Here is a 14,658-nt window from a genome sequence, read left to right as displayed (position 1 = left end):
GTATCCGTTCTGAGTGCAGTACCCAAGGAGCCCCGCGCCGTCAGGCGACGGGGCTCCTGCCTTTTCCGGCCGGGGCGGCCGAACCCTGGACATAACGCCCGGTGAATTCCCGGGAAACTCTTTCCCCGGACCCTCGGAACGCCCTCGAAACGCCCTCCGAACGCTCCCGGAACGCTCCCGTGAATACAGCGGACCCTAGGCGTACAGCCCCTCCACCTCCCGCGCGAAGTCGCGCAGGATCACCTCCCGGCGGAGCTTCATCGACGGGGTCAGGTGGCCCTCCCGTTCCGTGAAGTCCACGGGGAGCACGGTGAAGCGGCGAATGGACTCGGGGCGGGAGACGAGCTTGTTCGCCTCGTCCACGGCACGCTGCAGGACCGCCGCCAAGCCGGGGTCGTCGACGAGGAGTTCGGCGGGGACGGGCGGCTTGCCGTTCATCTGCCGCCAGTGGGCGATGCCTTCGGGGTCCAGGGTGATCAGGGCGGAGATGTAGGGGCGGCGGTCGCCCAGCACCATGCACTGGGAGATCAGCGGATGGGCGCGGAGCCAGTTCTCCAGCGGGGCCGGGGCGACGTTCTTGCCGCCCGCGGTGATCAGGATTTCCTTTTTGCGGCCCGTGATCGTCAGGTAGCCGTCGTCGTCCAGGCGTCCGATGTCGCCTGTGGGGAACCAGCCGTCGTGCGTCGCCGGTACCACCCCGCCCGCGTGCGGGTTCCAGTAGCCGCGGAAGACCTGGCCGCCGGCCAGCAGCACCTCGCCGTCCGCCGCGATGCGTATCCGTGTGCCCGGCAGCGGCCAGCCGACCGTGCCCAGACGGGGTTTCTGCGGGGGCGTCACGGTGGCCGCTCCCGTCGACTCGGTCAGGCCGTAGCCCTCGTACACCTCGACGCCGGCGCCCTCGTAGAACGCGGCCAGACGGCGGCCCAGCGGGGAGCCGCCGCAGATGAGGTAGCGCAGACGGCCGCCGAGCGCGGCCCGGATACGGCGGTAGAGGAGGGCGTCGTAGAAGGCGCGGGCCGTCTTCAGGGCGCGGCCGGGTCCGGGGCCCGTGCCGTGCCGGCGGGCCTCGGCCGCCTCGCCGTACCGGCAGGCCACGTCGGCCGCGCGGTCGAAGGACGAGGCCCGGCCGCCGCGCTCGGCGGTGGCGCGCGCGTTGTTGTAGACCTTCTCCAGCATGTACGGGATGGCCAGCAGGAACGTCGGCCGGAAGCTCGCCAGGTCCGCCAGCAGGTGCTCCGACTTCAGGCTCGGCGCGTGGCCGAGCCTGACGCCCGCGCGGACGCAGGCCACCGCGACCATCCGGCCGAAGACGTGGGAGAGGGGCAGGAAGAGGAGCGTCGAGGCCTCCTCCGACGTCTTCGCCTTGAAGGCCGGGTAGAGGACCTCGATGGCGTTGTCGACCTCCGCCAGGAAGTTGCCGTGGCTCAGCGCGCAGCCTTTGGGGCGGCCGGTCGTGCCCGAGGTGTAGACCAGGGTGGCCAGCGTGTCGGGCCCGAGGACGCCCCGGCGCACGGTGACCTCCTGGTCCGGTACGCCCGCTCCGCACTCCGCCAGGCGGTCGAGGTGGCCCTGCTCCATGACCCACACATGCCGGAGGTCCAGCAGGCGCTCACGTTCCGGGCCGAGGGCCGCCGCCTGCCGGGCCTTCTCCGTCACCAGGGCGACCGCGCCGGAGTCCTGGAGGATCGAGCGGACCTGGAAGAGGGAGGACGTGGGGTAGACGGGGACCGTGACCAGGCCGGCGGCCCACGCGGCGAAGTCCAGGAGGGTCCACTCGTACCGTGTGCGCGCCATGACCGCGATCCGGTCGCCCGGTGCCAGGCCCTCCGCGATCAGGCCCTTGGCCACCGCGCTTACCTGTTCGGCGAACTGCGCGGCCGTCAGATGCGTCCAGCCGCCGTCGGCGTCGGGGCGGCTGATGACCCGTCGCCCCGGGTCCGCGCTCGCGTTCTCGAACGGCAGGTCGGCCAGCGAGCCGTGCGTCACCGGCAGGACCAGCGGGGGTACGTACGCCTCGCGCACCTCGCCGTCCAGCCGCCGGGTCTGCGGCGCCACGAACGCCGGGCCCGCGTCGGGGTCGTAGTCGAACCCCGCCGAGAGTGACGGGGCCGGACCGCCGTGGGACGACGGGGACGAGGGCGAAGAGTACGAGAGGGGCATGGCGGCTCCTGGTGCCTGCAGCTTCACGCTGCTCTGCTGCGGTGGTACGCGCTGCACTCACTGGTCGTTCACCGGTGGTGCGCGCTCTCGGGGTGTTACCGCCGGTTGCATACGGGATCGTACGGGGCCGGGATGGGGAGTTCGTGCGGTTTCGGGAAGGGTCCGGAGACGGTCCGGGAACAGGGCTGTGCCCCGACCGGTCTCTCGGCGCACCGGGTCGAGCAGGACGAGCCCGCGTCACGGGACTCGTGGCACCCCGTCCCTACCCCCGGCCCTACCCCCGCCCCTGTCCTCGGGCCGGCTCCACCGGCGGGCTCCAGGGGCGGTTCTCCATGAGGTCGCCCAGGCCCGCCCACGCGAAGTTCATCAGGGTCGCCGCCGCCTGGCGGGACGTGACGCCCGGGGTGGCGTTGGCCCAGGCGGCGAGGGACTCGGCGGCGCCGACCAGGGCCTCGGCGAGCCCGGCGACATCCCGCTCGGGCAGGGCGGGGTCGTGGTGGGCCTCACGGGCGGCGACGAGGATCAACTCGGCGACGAACGCCACGATTTCCGCGCGCATCGCGGCGATCTCGGCCGCGAACGGCTCGCCGTGCGTACGGGCCTGTAAGTGCAGCACCGCCCAGCCCTCCGGGTGCCGGGCGGTGTGTGTGAAGAACGCCCGTAGCCCTTCCCAGAGTTGACGGTCGGCGGACAGTCCCGGGCGGACTCCGTCGCGGACCGCCCCGGTCAGCGCGGCGGCCTCACGGCGGATGCAGGCGGTGAAGAGGTCTTCCTTGGAGTTCAGGTACAGATAGACCAACGGCTCGGAGATGCCCGCCAGTTCGGCTATCTCGTCCATCGACGCGGCCGTGTGGCCGCGTCGCCCGAAGATCTGGACGGCGGCGTCGAGCATCTGCTGCTCCCGCACCGCCCTCGGCATCCGCCCGGTCCTCACGGCACCCATGGCGGCAAGCCTACGGTTCGGGCACCGGCCCGACGGCCGCGAGGACGCCGTACCGGCCGGATCAGGCCGTCAGGACACCCACCCTGCCTGATCAGGCCACCAGGGCACCTGCCCCGACCACATCAGACGCCAGGACGCCGCCCTGAGCCTGCTCCCCGCATCAGACGTCAGGACGCCTGCTCCCGCGGCTGCGCCTGGGACCGCGCCCGGTCGTCGGCGAGGTCCTCCTGGCCCGCGTTGGCCTCGAAGTTCGCCTTCATGCGGTCCACCCGCTGGGCCACCTGCACCGACGCCCGGTCCCGCTCCTTGCGCAGGGCGACGAAGCTGACCGGGGCGGAGATCACCAGGGCGAGCGTGGCGATCCACAGGCCGTTGGAGCCGCCGAGGCCGCGCGGGGCGAGCCCGGAGTGGACGAGGCCCCAGACGACCACGAGGCAGCCCACGAAGATTCCGAGGCGCATCAGCGTGTAGCGGAGCATCTCAATCCACTCTTCCGTTCCGAAGGTTCCCAAAGGGGCACCGTCCAGTGAAGCACGCCGGATGCCCGATCACTCATGGGGGTGCGAAGGACCGGTAAAGCCTCAGGTCAGCGGCAGAAGCATGATCACGTCGTCCCGGTCGTCACCCGGCTCCACCCGGATGGCGCCCGGCACCCGTCCGACCTCCTTGTAGCCGCAGGAGGCGTAGAACCGCTCCAGGCCGAGCCCGCCGCGGCAGGTGAGCCGGATCGCTTCGATACCGGGGAACCCACGGGCCGCGTCCGCGGCGGCCGCCAGCAGGTCCCGTCCGTGGCCCCGGCCCTGGTGGCGCGGGTGCACCATCACCGTGTAGAGCCAGAGCCAGTGCGTCATCAGCCGGTGGGTGTTGAAGGTCAGGAAGGCGGTGGCGGCGACCCGGCCCTCCTCGTCGTGGCCGACCAGCAGCCGTGCGCGGCCCTCGGTCAGCGCGAGCAGCTGCCTGACCAGTTCCGGACGTATCTCCTCCCGCGTCGCGGGCGGCAGGAACCCGACCGCTCCGCCCGCGTTCGTGACATCGGTCCACAGGTCGAGGATGCCGTCGCGCAGGGCGGGGTCGACGGCGGGATCAAGGGTGAAAGTAAGGGGCATTTGGCGATCGTATCTATTACATCAGAGTGCGCGCAGCCACTTTCAGATCGGAGAGCAGCCCCCGGTAGGCACCCTCCCGGTCGTCCGCGCGCAGCACGGACGAGGGGTGCACCGTCGGCACCAGCCGCTCCCGTCGCCCGTGGATCTCCTCCTCCAGCACCGTTCCGCGCACCTCGGTGACCCGGAACGAGGAGCCGAGCAGCGCCTTGCCGGCCGTCGCGCCCAGGACCACGATCAGCTCGGGCTCCACCAGCCTGAGTTCGGCCGCCAGCCAGGGCCCGCAAGCCACCGCCTCGCGCAGGCTCGGCGTCTTGTGGATACGGCGCTTGCCGGGCCCGGAGCGGGTGAACTTGAAGTGCTTGACCGCGTTGGTGACATACGTCTCGCGCGGGTCGATGCCTGCCTCGGCCAGCGCCCGGTCAAGCAGCTTCCCGGCGGGCCCGACGAACGGCCGGCCCTGCCGGTCCTCCTGGTCCCCCGGCTGCTCGCCGACGAGCAGGACCCGGGCGCCGGTGTCCCCGGCGCCGAACACGGTCTGTGTGGCGTCCCGGTGCAGCGGGCAGCCCCGGCAGCCGGCGGCCGCCTCGCGCAGGGCGGCCAGGTCCGCGCGCTCGGGGACGAAGGGCGCGGCGGTGTAGGCGTCCTCGGGCGCCTTCGTGGTGGCCACGCCGGACGGGTACCCGCCCGGCACGCGGCCTCACGGGGTGCGCCAGGGCCTGTCTTCCCGTCGTTGCCCGAAGGACGGAGGGGAATGTGACGACAGGCCCCGCGCGCGTGGGCTCACACCCGCATCGGCTGCGGCGACTCGCGGCGCGCCGGGTCCGGGCCGTCGTACTCCCGGATGATCTCGTAGCGCGTGTTGCGCTCCACCGGACGGAAGCCGGCGTCGCGGATCAGGTCCAGCAGGTCATCGCGGGTCAGCTTGTTCGGGGTGCCGTAGTTGTCCGCGTCGTGCGTGATCTTGTACTCGACGACGGAGCCGTCCATGTCGTCCGCGCCGTGCTGGAGCGCGAGCTGGGCGGTCTGCACGCCGTGCATCACCCAGAACACCTTGACGTGCGGGACGTTGTCGAAGAGCAGCCGCGAGACGGCGAAGGTCTTCAGCGCCTCCGCGCCCGTCGCCATGGTGGTATGGGCCTGGAGGCGGTTGCGGACCTTGCCGTCCTGCATGTCGACGAAGTCGTGCTGGTAGCGCAGCGGGATGAAGACCTGGAACCCGCCGGTCTCGTCCTGGAGTTCACGCAGCCGCAGCACGTGGTCCACGCGGTGGCGGGGCTCCTCGATGTGCCCGTAGAGCATGGTGCACGGGGTCTTCAGGCCCTTCTCGTGCGCCAGCCGGTGGATGCGCGACCAGTCCTCCCAGTGGGTGCGGTGGTCGACGATGTGCTGCCGGACCTCCCAGTCGAAGATCTCCGCGCCGCCGCCGGTGAGGGACTCGAGACCGGCGTCGATCAGCTCGTCGAGGATCTCGGAGGCGGACAGCCCGGAGATCGTCTCGAAGTGGTGGATCTCGGTGGCGGTGAACGCCTTCAGCGACACGTCCGGCAGCGCGGCCTTCAGCTCGCGCAGGGAGCGCGGGTAGTAGCGCCACGGCAGGTTCGGGTGCAGGCCGTTGACGATGTGCAGCTCGGTCAGGTTCTCCGACTCCATCGCCTTGGCCAGCTTCACGGCCTCCTCGATGCGCATCGTGTACGCGTCCTTCTCGCCCGGCTTGCGCTGGAAGGAGCAGTACGCGCAGGACGCGGTGCACACGTTCGTCATGTTGAGGTGCCGGTTGACGTTGAAGTGCACCACGTCGCCGTTCTTGCGGGTGCGCACCTCGTGGGCGAGGCCGCCGAGCCACGCGAGGTCGTCCGACTCGTACAGCGCGATGCCGTCCTCGCGGGTCAGGCGGACGCCCGTCCTGACCTTCTCCTCCAGCTCGCGCTTGAGCCCGACGTCCATGCCCCTACCTCTTTCCTGAAGACTGCGACCACCGTACGCCCGGAGGATCAGACCTCCTCGGGCAGCTCACCCACCCGGTTCTCCCACTTCGTGGACAGCACGATGGTGGTACGGGTCCGGGAGACGCCCTTGGTTCCGGACAGACGCCGGATGATGCTCTCCAGTCCGTCGACGTCCGAGGCGCGCACCTTGAGCATGAACGAGTCGTCGCCGGCGATGAACCAGCAGTCCTCGATCTCGGAGAGGTCCTTCACCCGCTGCGCCACGTCCTCGTGGTCGGCGGCGTCGGAGAGCGAGATGCCGATCAGGGCGGTGACGCCGAGACCGAGCGAGGCGGCGTCCACGGTGGCCCGGTAGCCGGTGATGACACCGGCCGCCTCCAGCCGGTTGATGCGGTCGGTGACGCTCGGTCCCGACAGGCCGACGAGGCGCCCCAGCTCCGCGTACGAGGCCCGGCCGTTCTCCCTCAGGGCCTGGATGAGCTGCCTGTCCACCGCGTCCATGCGATCGAAGCCTTCCGCTGAAGAGATCCGACGAGAGATCTGAAGAAAGTTCCTGAAGTGCCGAGTGGTGCTGTGCTGGTACCGCTGGAGAGCGCCGCGCGGCGCTCACGCGGGCCGGGAGCCGCCCAGTTCGCCCTCCCAGCGACGGTAGAGACCGTGGGGTACGCCCACCGCGTCCAGGACCCGGCCGGCGACGAAGTCCACGAGGTGCTGGATGTGGGTCGCCCCGGCGTAGAAGGCGGGCGAGGCGGGCAGGACGGTGGCGCCCGCGTCGTCCAGTGCCACCAGGTGCCGCAGCGTCCGGCCGTTCAGCGGGGTCTCCCGTACGGCGACGACCAGCGGCCTGCCCTCCTTGAGGGTCACGCTCGCCGCCCGTTGCAGCAGGTCCTTGGACAGCCCGAGGGCGACGCCCGCCACACAGGCCGTCGAGGCGGGCACGATCAGCATGCCCTGCGCCGGGTACGACCCCGAGGACGGTCCGGCCGCCAGGTCACCGGCGCTCCAGTGCCGTACTCCCGTGAGGTCCACGTCGAAGGTGCCGGGCTTGCCGTCGGCGCCGAGGGACAGCCATTCGCGCAGGTCGTCCTGCCAATGGGCGTCCCGGAAGGAGATGCCGGTCTCGTCGAGCAGGGTGAGCCGCGAGGCCCGGCTGACCACCAGGTCGACGCTCTGTCCGGCGTCGAGCAGCGCACGCAGCACAGCGGCCGCGTACGGCGTGCCGGACGCTCCGGACACCCCCACGATCCAAGGTGCCCGCCGCGTTTCTCCTGGCTTCATGTGTCGAGCCTATCCGTCGGCGCTCATGATCCAAACTGCGAGGTATCAGACCGTGAGACCGCGCACCAGCAGGTCGAGCAGCGCGCACACGAAGAGGGCGATGCCGATGAACCCGTTGACGCTGAAGAACGCCCGGTTGAGGCGGGACAGGTCGTTCGGGCGGACGATCGTGTGCTCGTAGACGAAGGCGCCCGCGACGACGACCAGGCCCAGCCAGAAGAAGGCGCCGGCGCCGGTGGCGAGGGCGTACCAGACGAACAGCGCGGTGGTGACGAGGTGGCAGGCCCGTGCCCCCCGGATGGCGGCGGGGACGCCGAAGCGGGCCGGGACCGACTTCACGCCGACCTCGCGGTCGGTCTCCACGTCCTGGCAGGCGTAGATGAGGTCGAAGCCGCCGATCCAGATGCCGACGGCCAGGCCCAGGATCACCGCTTCCCAGGACCAGCTGCCGGAGATCGCCAGCCAGCCGCCGATCGGGCCCATCGCCTGGGCCAGGCCCAGGATGGCCTGCGGGAAGTTCGTGAACCGCTTGCCGTAGGGGTAGACGACCATCGGGACCACCGCGACGGGGGCGAGGGCCAGGCAGAGCGGGTTGAGCAGGGCCGCGGCCGCGAGGAACACGACGAGCGCGACGAGCGCGCCCGTCCAGGCGTGCCGCACCGACATCGCGCCGGTCACCAGCTCGCGATGCGCGGTGCGCGGGTTACGGGCGTCGATCTCCCGGTCGATGATCCGGTTGACGGCCATCGCGAACGTGCGCAGGCCCACCATCGCCACGGTGACGAGCAGCAGCCTGCCCCAGTGGATGGTCCTGTCCCACTCGTACATCGCGGTCAGGGAGGCGATGTAGGCGAAGGGCAGCGCGAAGATCGAGTGCTCGATCATGACCAGGCGCAGGAAGGCCTTGGTGCGTCCCGGCTGCGGGATCGCGGCGGACGCGGAGCTCACAGGCCGTACTCCTTCCAGCGGCGGTCCACCAGGGCCGCCGTATCCGGGTCCGAAAGGACCATCTCCGGCCACCCGCCGTCGCGCGTGTAGCCCTCCTCGGGCAGCTTCCGCGTCGCGTCGATGCCCGCCTTGCCGCCCCAGAACTGCTGGTAGGAGGCGTGGTCGAGGTGGTCGACGGGGCCTTCCACCACGGTGAGGTCGCGGGCGTAGTCCGTGTTGCCCAGGGCCCGCCAGGCGACCTCGTGCAGATCGTGCACGTCGCAGTCGGCGTCGACGACCACGATCAGCTTGGTCAGAGACATCATGTGTGCTCCCCAGATGGCGTGCATCACCTTCTGGGCGTGCTTGGGGTACTTCTTGTCGATCGAGACGATCGCGCAGTTGTGGAAGCCGCCCGCCTCGGGCAGGTGGTAGTCCACGATGTCCGGGACGATGATCTTCAGCAGGGGGAGGAAGAAGCGTTCGGTGGCACGGCCGAGCGGTCCGTCCTCCGTCGGGGGGCGGCCCACGACGATCGACTGGAGCAGGGGCCGCCTGCGCATCGTCACGCAGTCGATGGTCAGCGCCGGGAAGGGCTCCTGCGGGGTGTAGAAGCCGGTGTGGTCGCCGAAGGGCCCCTCGGGCAGCATCTCGCCGGGCTCCAGCCAGCCCTCCAGGACCACCTCGGCGTTCGCCGGGACCTGGAGCGGGACGGTCTTGCAGTCGACCATCTCGATCCGCCGGCCCGCGATGAACCCGGCGAACAGGTACTCGTCGATGTCACCGGGGAGCGGCGCGGTCGAGGCGTACGTGACGGCCGGGGGGCAGCCGAAGGCGATCGCCACCGGCAGCCGCTCGCCGCGCCGGGCGGCGACCTGGTAGTGGTTGCGGCTGTCCTTGTGGATCTGCCAGTGCATGCCGATGGTGCGCTTGTCGTGACGCTGGAGGCGGTAGAGCCCGAGGTTGCGGATGCCGCTCTCCGGGTCCTTGGTATGGGTGAGTCCCAGGTTGAAGAAGGAGCCGCCGTCCTGCGGCCAGGTGAACAGGGCCGGCAGGGCGTCGAGGTCGACGTCGTCGCCGTGCAGGACGACCTCCTGCACGGGCGCGCTGTCGGACTTCACCTTCTTCGGCGGTACGTGCGTCATCGCGCCGAGCTTGCCGAACGCCTCACGCACGCCCACGAAGCCGTGCGGCAGCTCGGGCCGCAGCAGCCCGCCGATCTTTTCGGAGATCTCGCCGTACGACTTCAGGCCGAGGGCCTTCAGCAGCCGCCGGTCGGTTCCGAAGACGTTCATGGCCAGGGGCATCGCGGAGCCGCGCACGTTCTCGAAGAGCAGTGCGGGGCCGCCCGACTTCTGCACCCGGTCGACGATCTCACCGACCTCCAGATACGGGTCGACCTCGGCCTTGATGCGCTTGAGGTCTCCCTCGCGCTCCAGCGCCCTGAGCAGGGAACGAAGATCGTCGTACGCCATGGGGTCCAGTATCCCCGAGCGGCTACCCTGGCCCCGTCACGGGGCCGGTGCAGGGCCCCTCCACCGCTTTCAGGGGGCTTCTCGACATGCTCAGGGTGCTGCTGTACTACGTCGTGCCGCTGGCACTGATGATCTTCGCCTTCATCGACTGCCTGAACACGCCCGAGGACGAGGCCAAGCACCTGCCCAAGGTCGCCTGGGTCTTCATCATCCTGCTCTTCCCGATCGTCGGCTCGATCGCCTGGCTCGCCGCGGGCAAGGACCGGCGCCCTCCGGCGAACGGCCGCACGCCCTCGCAGTGGCACCGCAACCAGCGGCTCGAGTACGTCGCCCCGGACGACAACCCCACGTTCCTGCAGTCCCTCGCCGAGGAGAACAAGAAGGACGAGGACCTGCTGAAGAACTGGGAGGCCGACCTCCGCCGCCGCGAGGAGGAACTGCGCCGCAAGGAGAACGGCGAGGAGCCGAAGAGCAGCTGAGCGGTGCCCGGCGACCCCGGCGGCGGGTGGGTCCTGGTGCTGCGACCGGAAAGGTTCACCGGCTCGCGACGCCCGCGAACCTTTCCGGCCACAGCACTAGCGCAGCCGGGACGAGGACAGGATCGACAGCAGGTGGGCCGGGACCATCACCCAGGTGATGGCGGCCAGCGCGATGAGCGCCCAGCGGGTGACGTCGGCTCCGCCGGTGACGGTGTCGCCGATGGCCGCGGCCAGCAGGAGCAGGGACGCCTCGATGCCGTTGGTCACCCGGTGGATCTTGAACGCGGCGGCCAGCCGACGCACCGTGGCCACGCCCTGCGAGCGCGGCCGGGTCGACTCGTCGTCGGCGACGGCCAGACCGCGCCGGGCCCGCGCCACGTCGACCAGATCGGTGGACGCCTTCAGCAGGACCACGCCGAGTGCGGTCGCCAGACCCAGCGACACCCAGCCGCCGAAGCCGGACCGGGCCGCGTGGAACCCGGCGCCCACCATCAGGGCGGCGTCCGCGAGATAGGCGCCGAGCCGGTCGACGTAGATGCCGGACGCGCTGTTCTGGCCCTTCCAGCGGGCGACCTCGCCGTCCACGCAGTCGAAGAGGAGGAACAGCTGCATCAGCACGACGGCCAGGACGGCCCCGGTCAGGCCCGGGATCAGCAGCGCGGCGCCGGACGCGATTCCGCACACCACCATGGTCCAGGTCAGCTGGTCCGGGGTCACCGGGGTGCGCACCAGTTGCCGGGTGAACCGCAGCGAGACCCTCCGCATGTACAGGCGGCCCGCCCAGTGCTCGCCGTTGCGGCTCGCCAGTTTCGCCTGCGGCTGGCAGACCTCCCGCAGCTCCTCCAGGACCGGAACAGCACCCATGACCGTTTCCTCCCACCCACCGGGCCCGACTGCCGCACGTGCGGCGATGATCGGGTCAGGGTACAGAGTGGGGCGCGCGCGGTTTCGGGGGGCGGGCACAGGCCGTCGCCGCGTAGATGCGGTGCTTCATCGGGGAGCGTCCTGATCCGTGGAACGGGGACCTCGGCCCGAAACCACCTCGATCAGGCATTCGAAGCGAGTCCGCCAACGCGACTCCGACTCCGTCTCCCCCAGGAACTCGTGGGTGAGGCGGAGCACGGAGCCGTCCACGCCGTCGCGCTCCAGGTGGAAGCGGATACGGCCGCCGCCCTCCAGGGTGTACTCGGCGACCCGGTCCACGTCCCACGCGGTGATCCGCCCGCTGCCGAGGCCGCGCAGACCGACCGCGCCACCGAGCCGGGGTTCCAGCTCGTCGACGTCGGTGAACCAGCGCGCGAGCCCCTCCGGTGTGGTCAGCTCCGGCCAGACCCGCTCCATGGGCCCGGGGAGCCGCACCAGGAAGGTGAGCAGGTGGGTGTTCCCGTGGATCTGGCTGATGCCCTGTTCGATGGAACCGGTCATGACACCAGTGTCACCGAGGGGCCGGTCAGACGCCCGCGTACGAGTGCTTGCCGCTGACGAAGATGTTCACGCCGTAGTAGTTGAACAGCCAGCAGCCGAAGGCGATCAGCGCGATGTAGGCGGCCTTGCGGCCCTTCCAGCCGGCCGTGGAGCGGGCGTGCAGGTAGCAGGCGTAGGCGACCCAGGTGATGAAGGACCAGGTCTCCTTGGGGTCCCAGCCCCAGTAGCGGCCCCAGGCGGACTCGGCCCAGATGGCGCCCGCGACGATCGTGAACGTCCACAGCGGGAAGACGGCGGCGTTGATGCGGTAGGAGAACTTGTCCAGGGACGCCGAGGCCGGCAGCCGCTCCAGGACGGAGGTCGCGAAACGGCCGGGCTTCCCGCCGGAGGCGAGCTTGCTCTCGTAGGAGTCCTTGAACAGGTACAGCAGGGTGCCGACCGCGCCGACGTAGAAGACCGCGCCGCAGAAGATCGCGGTGGAGACGTGGATGTACAGCCAGTACGAGTGCAGGGCGGGGACCAGCTGGTCGCTCGCCGTGTAGAGCACGGTGACCGCGAGGCCGAGGTCGAGCAGGACCGTGGTGGTCAGGAACAGGCCGAGCCAGCGCACGTCCTTCTTCAGCGCGAGCAGCAGCAGGTAGACGCCGACCGCGACCGTGGAGAAGGTGATGTTGAACTCGTACATGTTGCCCCATGGCGCCCGCTGCACGGAGGCCGCGCGGGCGATCACGCCACCGAGCGCGAGGAGGAAGCCGAGGGCGCTGAGGGACACCGCGATCCGGCCGTACAGGTCGCCCTTCTCGTCGCCGCCGTGCGCGCCGGGCCCGTCCGGCACGTCACGGGCACCGACGGCGGACCGTACGACCACCTGGGGGCGCTCCAGCACGGCGGCGCCGCCGGCGGACTTCACCGTCACGGCCGGGCCCTGCGCCTTGGCCGCGCCGTCCTCGGCGGTCAGCGCCGCGGCCGTGCGGGCCACCTTGCTGCGGCTGCCGAAGAGCCACTCGGTGATGTACGCGAAGAAGGCCAGGGTGTAGACGGCCATGGCGGAGTAGATCAGCGTATTGCTGAGGCCGGCCAGGTTTTCGTTGGTCGCCGTGGCGAGCTCTGTTGCGGCGGCGAGAGTCACTTCTCCTCAGCCCCTTCGGCGGGTACGGGGGTGCCGGCGTCCGGCTCCCGGTCGGGGTCGGCGTCGGCCTGTGCGGGCGCCTTGTCGTGGACGAGGGCGGCCAGGTCGCCGAGCTCCTCGGGGAGTTTCGCGGACTCGCTGCGGCCCAGGCCCGCCATCTCGACGACGGTCGCGCCGTCGGCGCCCCGCACGGCGCGCACCCAGACGCGGCGGCGCTGGATGAACAGGGAGCCGGCCAGTCCGGCGATGGCGGCGAGCGCGCCGGTGAGCGCCCAGCCGGTGCCCGGCTGCTGCACGACCTGGAAGCCGGCCCACTCCTTGATGTCCTTGTCGAAGGTGATGGAGCCGGCGCCGTTCGGCAGCGTCATGGTCTCGCCGGGCAGCAGCCGGGCGGCGACGATCCTGCCCTTGGCGTCCTTGAACTGCTTGAGATTCGGGTTCTTGGTGTCGAGCTGGTAGACGTTCCGCGGCACGCCCGCGTTGACGCCCAGGTCGCCGTGGTAACCGGTCAGCGCGAGGACGGGGAAGTCCAGCGCCGGGAACTGGGAGAACATCGTGCCCTTGCCGGCCCCGGCGAAGGTCGGCACGAAGAACGCGGAGAAGCCGAGCTGCTCGGACTTGCCCTCGGGGTTCCTGTAGCCGTCGAACACCTTGATGGCGCCCGTCGAGGTGACGTTGGCGTCCTCCGGCAGCAGCGGCACGGCCTGGTGGTAGACCACGTCGCCCTTGCCGTCCCGGACGGTGACGGTGGGGGCGTAGCCGTGGCTGACGAGGTAGACCCGGGCGTCGTCGACGGCCAGCGGGTGGTTGGGCGAGATGCTCGCCTTCTGCTCCTTGCCGTGGGCGCCCAGGCTGTAGGTGATGTCCGCCCGGTACACGCGCGGCGTGCCCTTCTGCGGGCCGGTGCGCTCGTAGGTGCCGGTGAACTTCTTCAGGTTGAAGCTGAAGGGCACCAGGTCGTCGTCGTTGAAGAGGTTGCCGGACTTGAAGTCGTCGTACTGGGTGAGGGTGTTGGAGAAGCCGTCGCCCTCGACGATCAGCTTGTTGCCCTCGGTCTTGTACAACTGGCCCCAGGCGAAGGCGATCAGCATCACGATCAGCGCGACGTGGAAGACGAGGTTGCCGGCCTCGCGCAGATAGCCCTTCTCGGCGGCGACGGCGTCATCGGCGAGGTGGGCGCGGAAGCGGCGCTGCTTGAGGATCCTCAGCGCGCTCTCGCGGACCTCCTCGGGGGAGGCGGCGGTGCGCCAGGTGGTGTACGCGGGCAGCCGGGTCAGCCGCTTGGGGGCGCCCGGCGGGCGGCTGCGCAGCTGGCCGACGAACTGCCAGGTGCGCGGCACGATGCAGCCGATGAGCGAGACGAACAGCAGGATGTAGATCGCGGAGAACCACGGCGAGCTGTAGACGTGGAACAGGCCGAGCTTGTCGTAGATCGGCGCGAGCACGGTGTGTGCCTGCTTGAAGGCCTCGACCTTCATCGCGTCGGTGCCGCTCTGCGGGATCAGCGAACCGGGGACGGCGCCGAGGGAGAGCAGGAACAGCAGCATCAGCGCGACGCGCATGGAGGTGAGCTGCCGCCAGAACCAGCGGACCCAGCCGAGGACCTCCCGCCCGGTCCAGGCGAGCCGGCCGGCCGGTCCGGGCGCCCGGTTGCCGCCGAAGGAGCCGGGGACGGCCGTCTCGGCGGGGGCGGTGGACAGCTGGGAGCCGGCGGCTCCGAGGTCCTCGTCGCCGGGTGGCACCGCCGGGGTCTCGTCGGCCGTCGTACTGGTTGGCGTCTTGCTCATGGA

15 protein-coding genes are annotated in these 14,658 nt (G+C 70.7%); 1 reads left to right on the top strand and 14 read right to left on the bottom strand.

Going from position 1 to position 14,658, the window contains the following annotated elements; genetic code table 11:
* Positions 1–195 precede the first annotated feature (195 nt).
* The 10 genes from OIE49_RS20565 to OIE49_RS20520 form a co-directional block, all read right to left on the bottom strand.
* Positions 196–2,160, bottom strand: coding sequence for an AMP-dependent synthetase/ligase (locus OIE49_RS20565; RefSeq protein WP_326803579.1), 1,965 nt, complete (start codon positions 2,158–2,160; stop codon positions 196–198).
* Positions 2,161–2,434: 274 nt separating this feature from the next.
* Complete coding sequence (locus OIE49_RS20560) at positions 2,435–3,103, bottom strand: TetR/AcrR family transcriptional regulator (protein WP_326803578.1); 669 nt, start codon at positions 3,101–3,103, stop codon at positions 2,435–2,437.
* Positions 3,104–3,270: 167 nt separating this feature from the next.
* Positions 3,271–3,582: a DUF4229 domain-containing protein gene (locus OIE49_RS20555; protein ID WP_100572415.1), complete on the bottom strand. Its 312-nt coding sequence runs from the start codon at positions 3,580–3,582 to the stop codon at positions 3,271–3,273.
* A gap of 102 nt (positions 3,583–3,684) precedes the next feature.
* The gene (locus OIE49_RS20550) at positions 3,685–4,209 is read right to left on the bottom strand and encodes a GNAT family N-acetyltransferase (RefSeq protein ID WP_326803577.1); all 525 of its coding nucleotides are present in this window, start codon (positions 4,207–4,209) and stop codon (positions 3,685–3,687) included.
* A gap of 16 nt (positions 4,210–4,225) precedes the next feature.
* Complete coding sequence (locus OIE49_RS20545; RefSeq protein WP_326803576.1) at positions 4,226–4,876, bottom strand: UdgX family uracil-DNA binding protein; 651 nt, start codon at positions 4,874–4,876, stop codon at positions 4,226–4,228.
* Positions 4,877–4,989: 113 nt separating this feature from the next.
* On the bottom strand, positions 4,990–6,153 hold the full coding sequence (mqnE, locus tag OIE49_RS20540; RefSeq protein WP_326803574.1) for an aminofutalosine synthase MqnE: 1,164 nt from the start codon (positions 6,151–6,153) through the stop codon (positions 4,990–4,992).
* Positions 6,154–6,200: 47 nt separating this feature from the next.
* Positions 6,201–6,656 carry an Lrp/AsnC family transcriptional regulator gene (locus tag OIE49_RS20535; RefSeq protein ID WP_100572412.1) on the bottom strand — a complete coding sequence of 152 codons (456 nt, stop codon included), beginning with the start codon at positions 6,654–6,656 and terminating at the stop codon, positions 6,201–6,203.
* Between the two features lie 105 nt (positions 6,657–6,761).
* Positions 6,762–7,433 carry a UbiX family flavin prenyltransferase gene (locus OIE49_RS20530; protein ID WP_326803573.1) on the bottom strand — a complete coding sequence of 224 codons (672 nt, stop codon included), beginning with the start codon at positions 7,431–7,433 and terminating at the stop codon, positions 6,762–6,764.
* Between the two features lie 45 nt (positions 7,434–7,478).
* A complete protein-coding gene (gene mqnP / locus OIE49_RS20525; RefSeq protein ID WP_326803572.1) occupies positions 7,479–8,381 on the bottom strand; it encodes a menaquinone biosynthesis prenyltransferase MqnP in 903 nt (300 codons plus the stop codon).
* Positions 8,378–9,835, bottom strand: a complete 1,458-nt coding sequence (locus tag OIE49_RS20520; RefSeq protein ID WP_326803571.1) for a menaquinone biosynthesis decarboxylase — start codon at positions 9,833–9,835, stop codon at positions 8,378–8,380. The genes mqnP and OIE49_RS20520 overlap by 4 nt, the downstream gene beginning before the upstream one ends.
* Before the next feature lie 86 nt (positions 9,836–9,921).
* On the opposite strand from OIE49_RS20520, the gene OIE49_RS20515 reads away from it, so the two are divergent.
* A complete protein-coding gene (locus tag OIE49_RS20515; RefSeq protein ID WP_326803570.1) occupies positions 9,922–10,314 on the top strand; it encodes a PLD nuclease N-terminal domain-containing protein in 393 nt (130 codons plus the stop codon).
* 96 nt (positions 10,315–10,410) lie between these two features.
* On the opposite strand, the gene OIE49_RS20510 is transcribed toward OIE49_RS20515, so the two are convergent.
* The 4 genes from OIE49_RS20510 to resB all read right to left on the bottom strand — a co-directional run bounded on the left by OIE49_RS20510 (position 10,411) and on the right by resB (position 14,655).
* Positions 10,411–11,178: a CDP-alcohol phosphatidyltransferase family protein gene (locus OIE49_RS20510; RefSeq protein WP_326803569.1), complete on the bottom strand. Its 768-nt coding sequence runs from the start codon at positions 11,176–11,178 to the stop codon at positions 10,411–10,413.
* 126 nt (positions 11,179–11,304) lie between these two features.
* Positions 11,305–11,739, bottom strand: a complete 435-nt coding sequence (locus tag OIE49_RS20505) for an SRPBCC domain-containing protein (protein ID WP_326803568.1) — start codon at positions 11,737–11,739, stop codon at positions 11,305–11,307.
* Positions 11,740–11,764: 25 nt separating this feature from the next.
* Positions 11,765–12,868: a c-type cytochrome biogenesis protein CcsB gene (ccsB, locus tag OIE49_RS20500; protein ID WP_326803567.1), complete on the bottom strand. Its 1,104-nt coding sequence runs from the start codon at positions 12,866–12,868 to the stop codon at positions 11,765–11,767.
* On the bottom strand, positions 12,865–14,655 hold the full coding sequence (gene resB, locus OIE49_RS20495; RefSeq protein WP_326803566.1) for a cytochrome c biogenesis protein ResB: 1,791 nt from the start codon (positions 14,653–14,655) through the stop codon (positions 12,865–12,867). Before resB ends, ccsB begins: the two co-directional genes overlap by 4 nt.
* Positions 14,656–14,658: the final 3 nt, after the last annotated feature.

It is taken from the genome of Streptomyces sp. NBC_01788, assembly GCF_035917575.1.
Taxonomy (GTDB): domain Bacteria; phylum Actinomycetota; class Actinomycetes; order Streptomycetales; family Streptomycetaceae; genus Streptomyces.
Note: the sequence above shows the minus strand (reverse complement) of the source record. Positions and strands in the feature narration are given on the sequence as shown.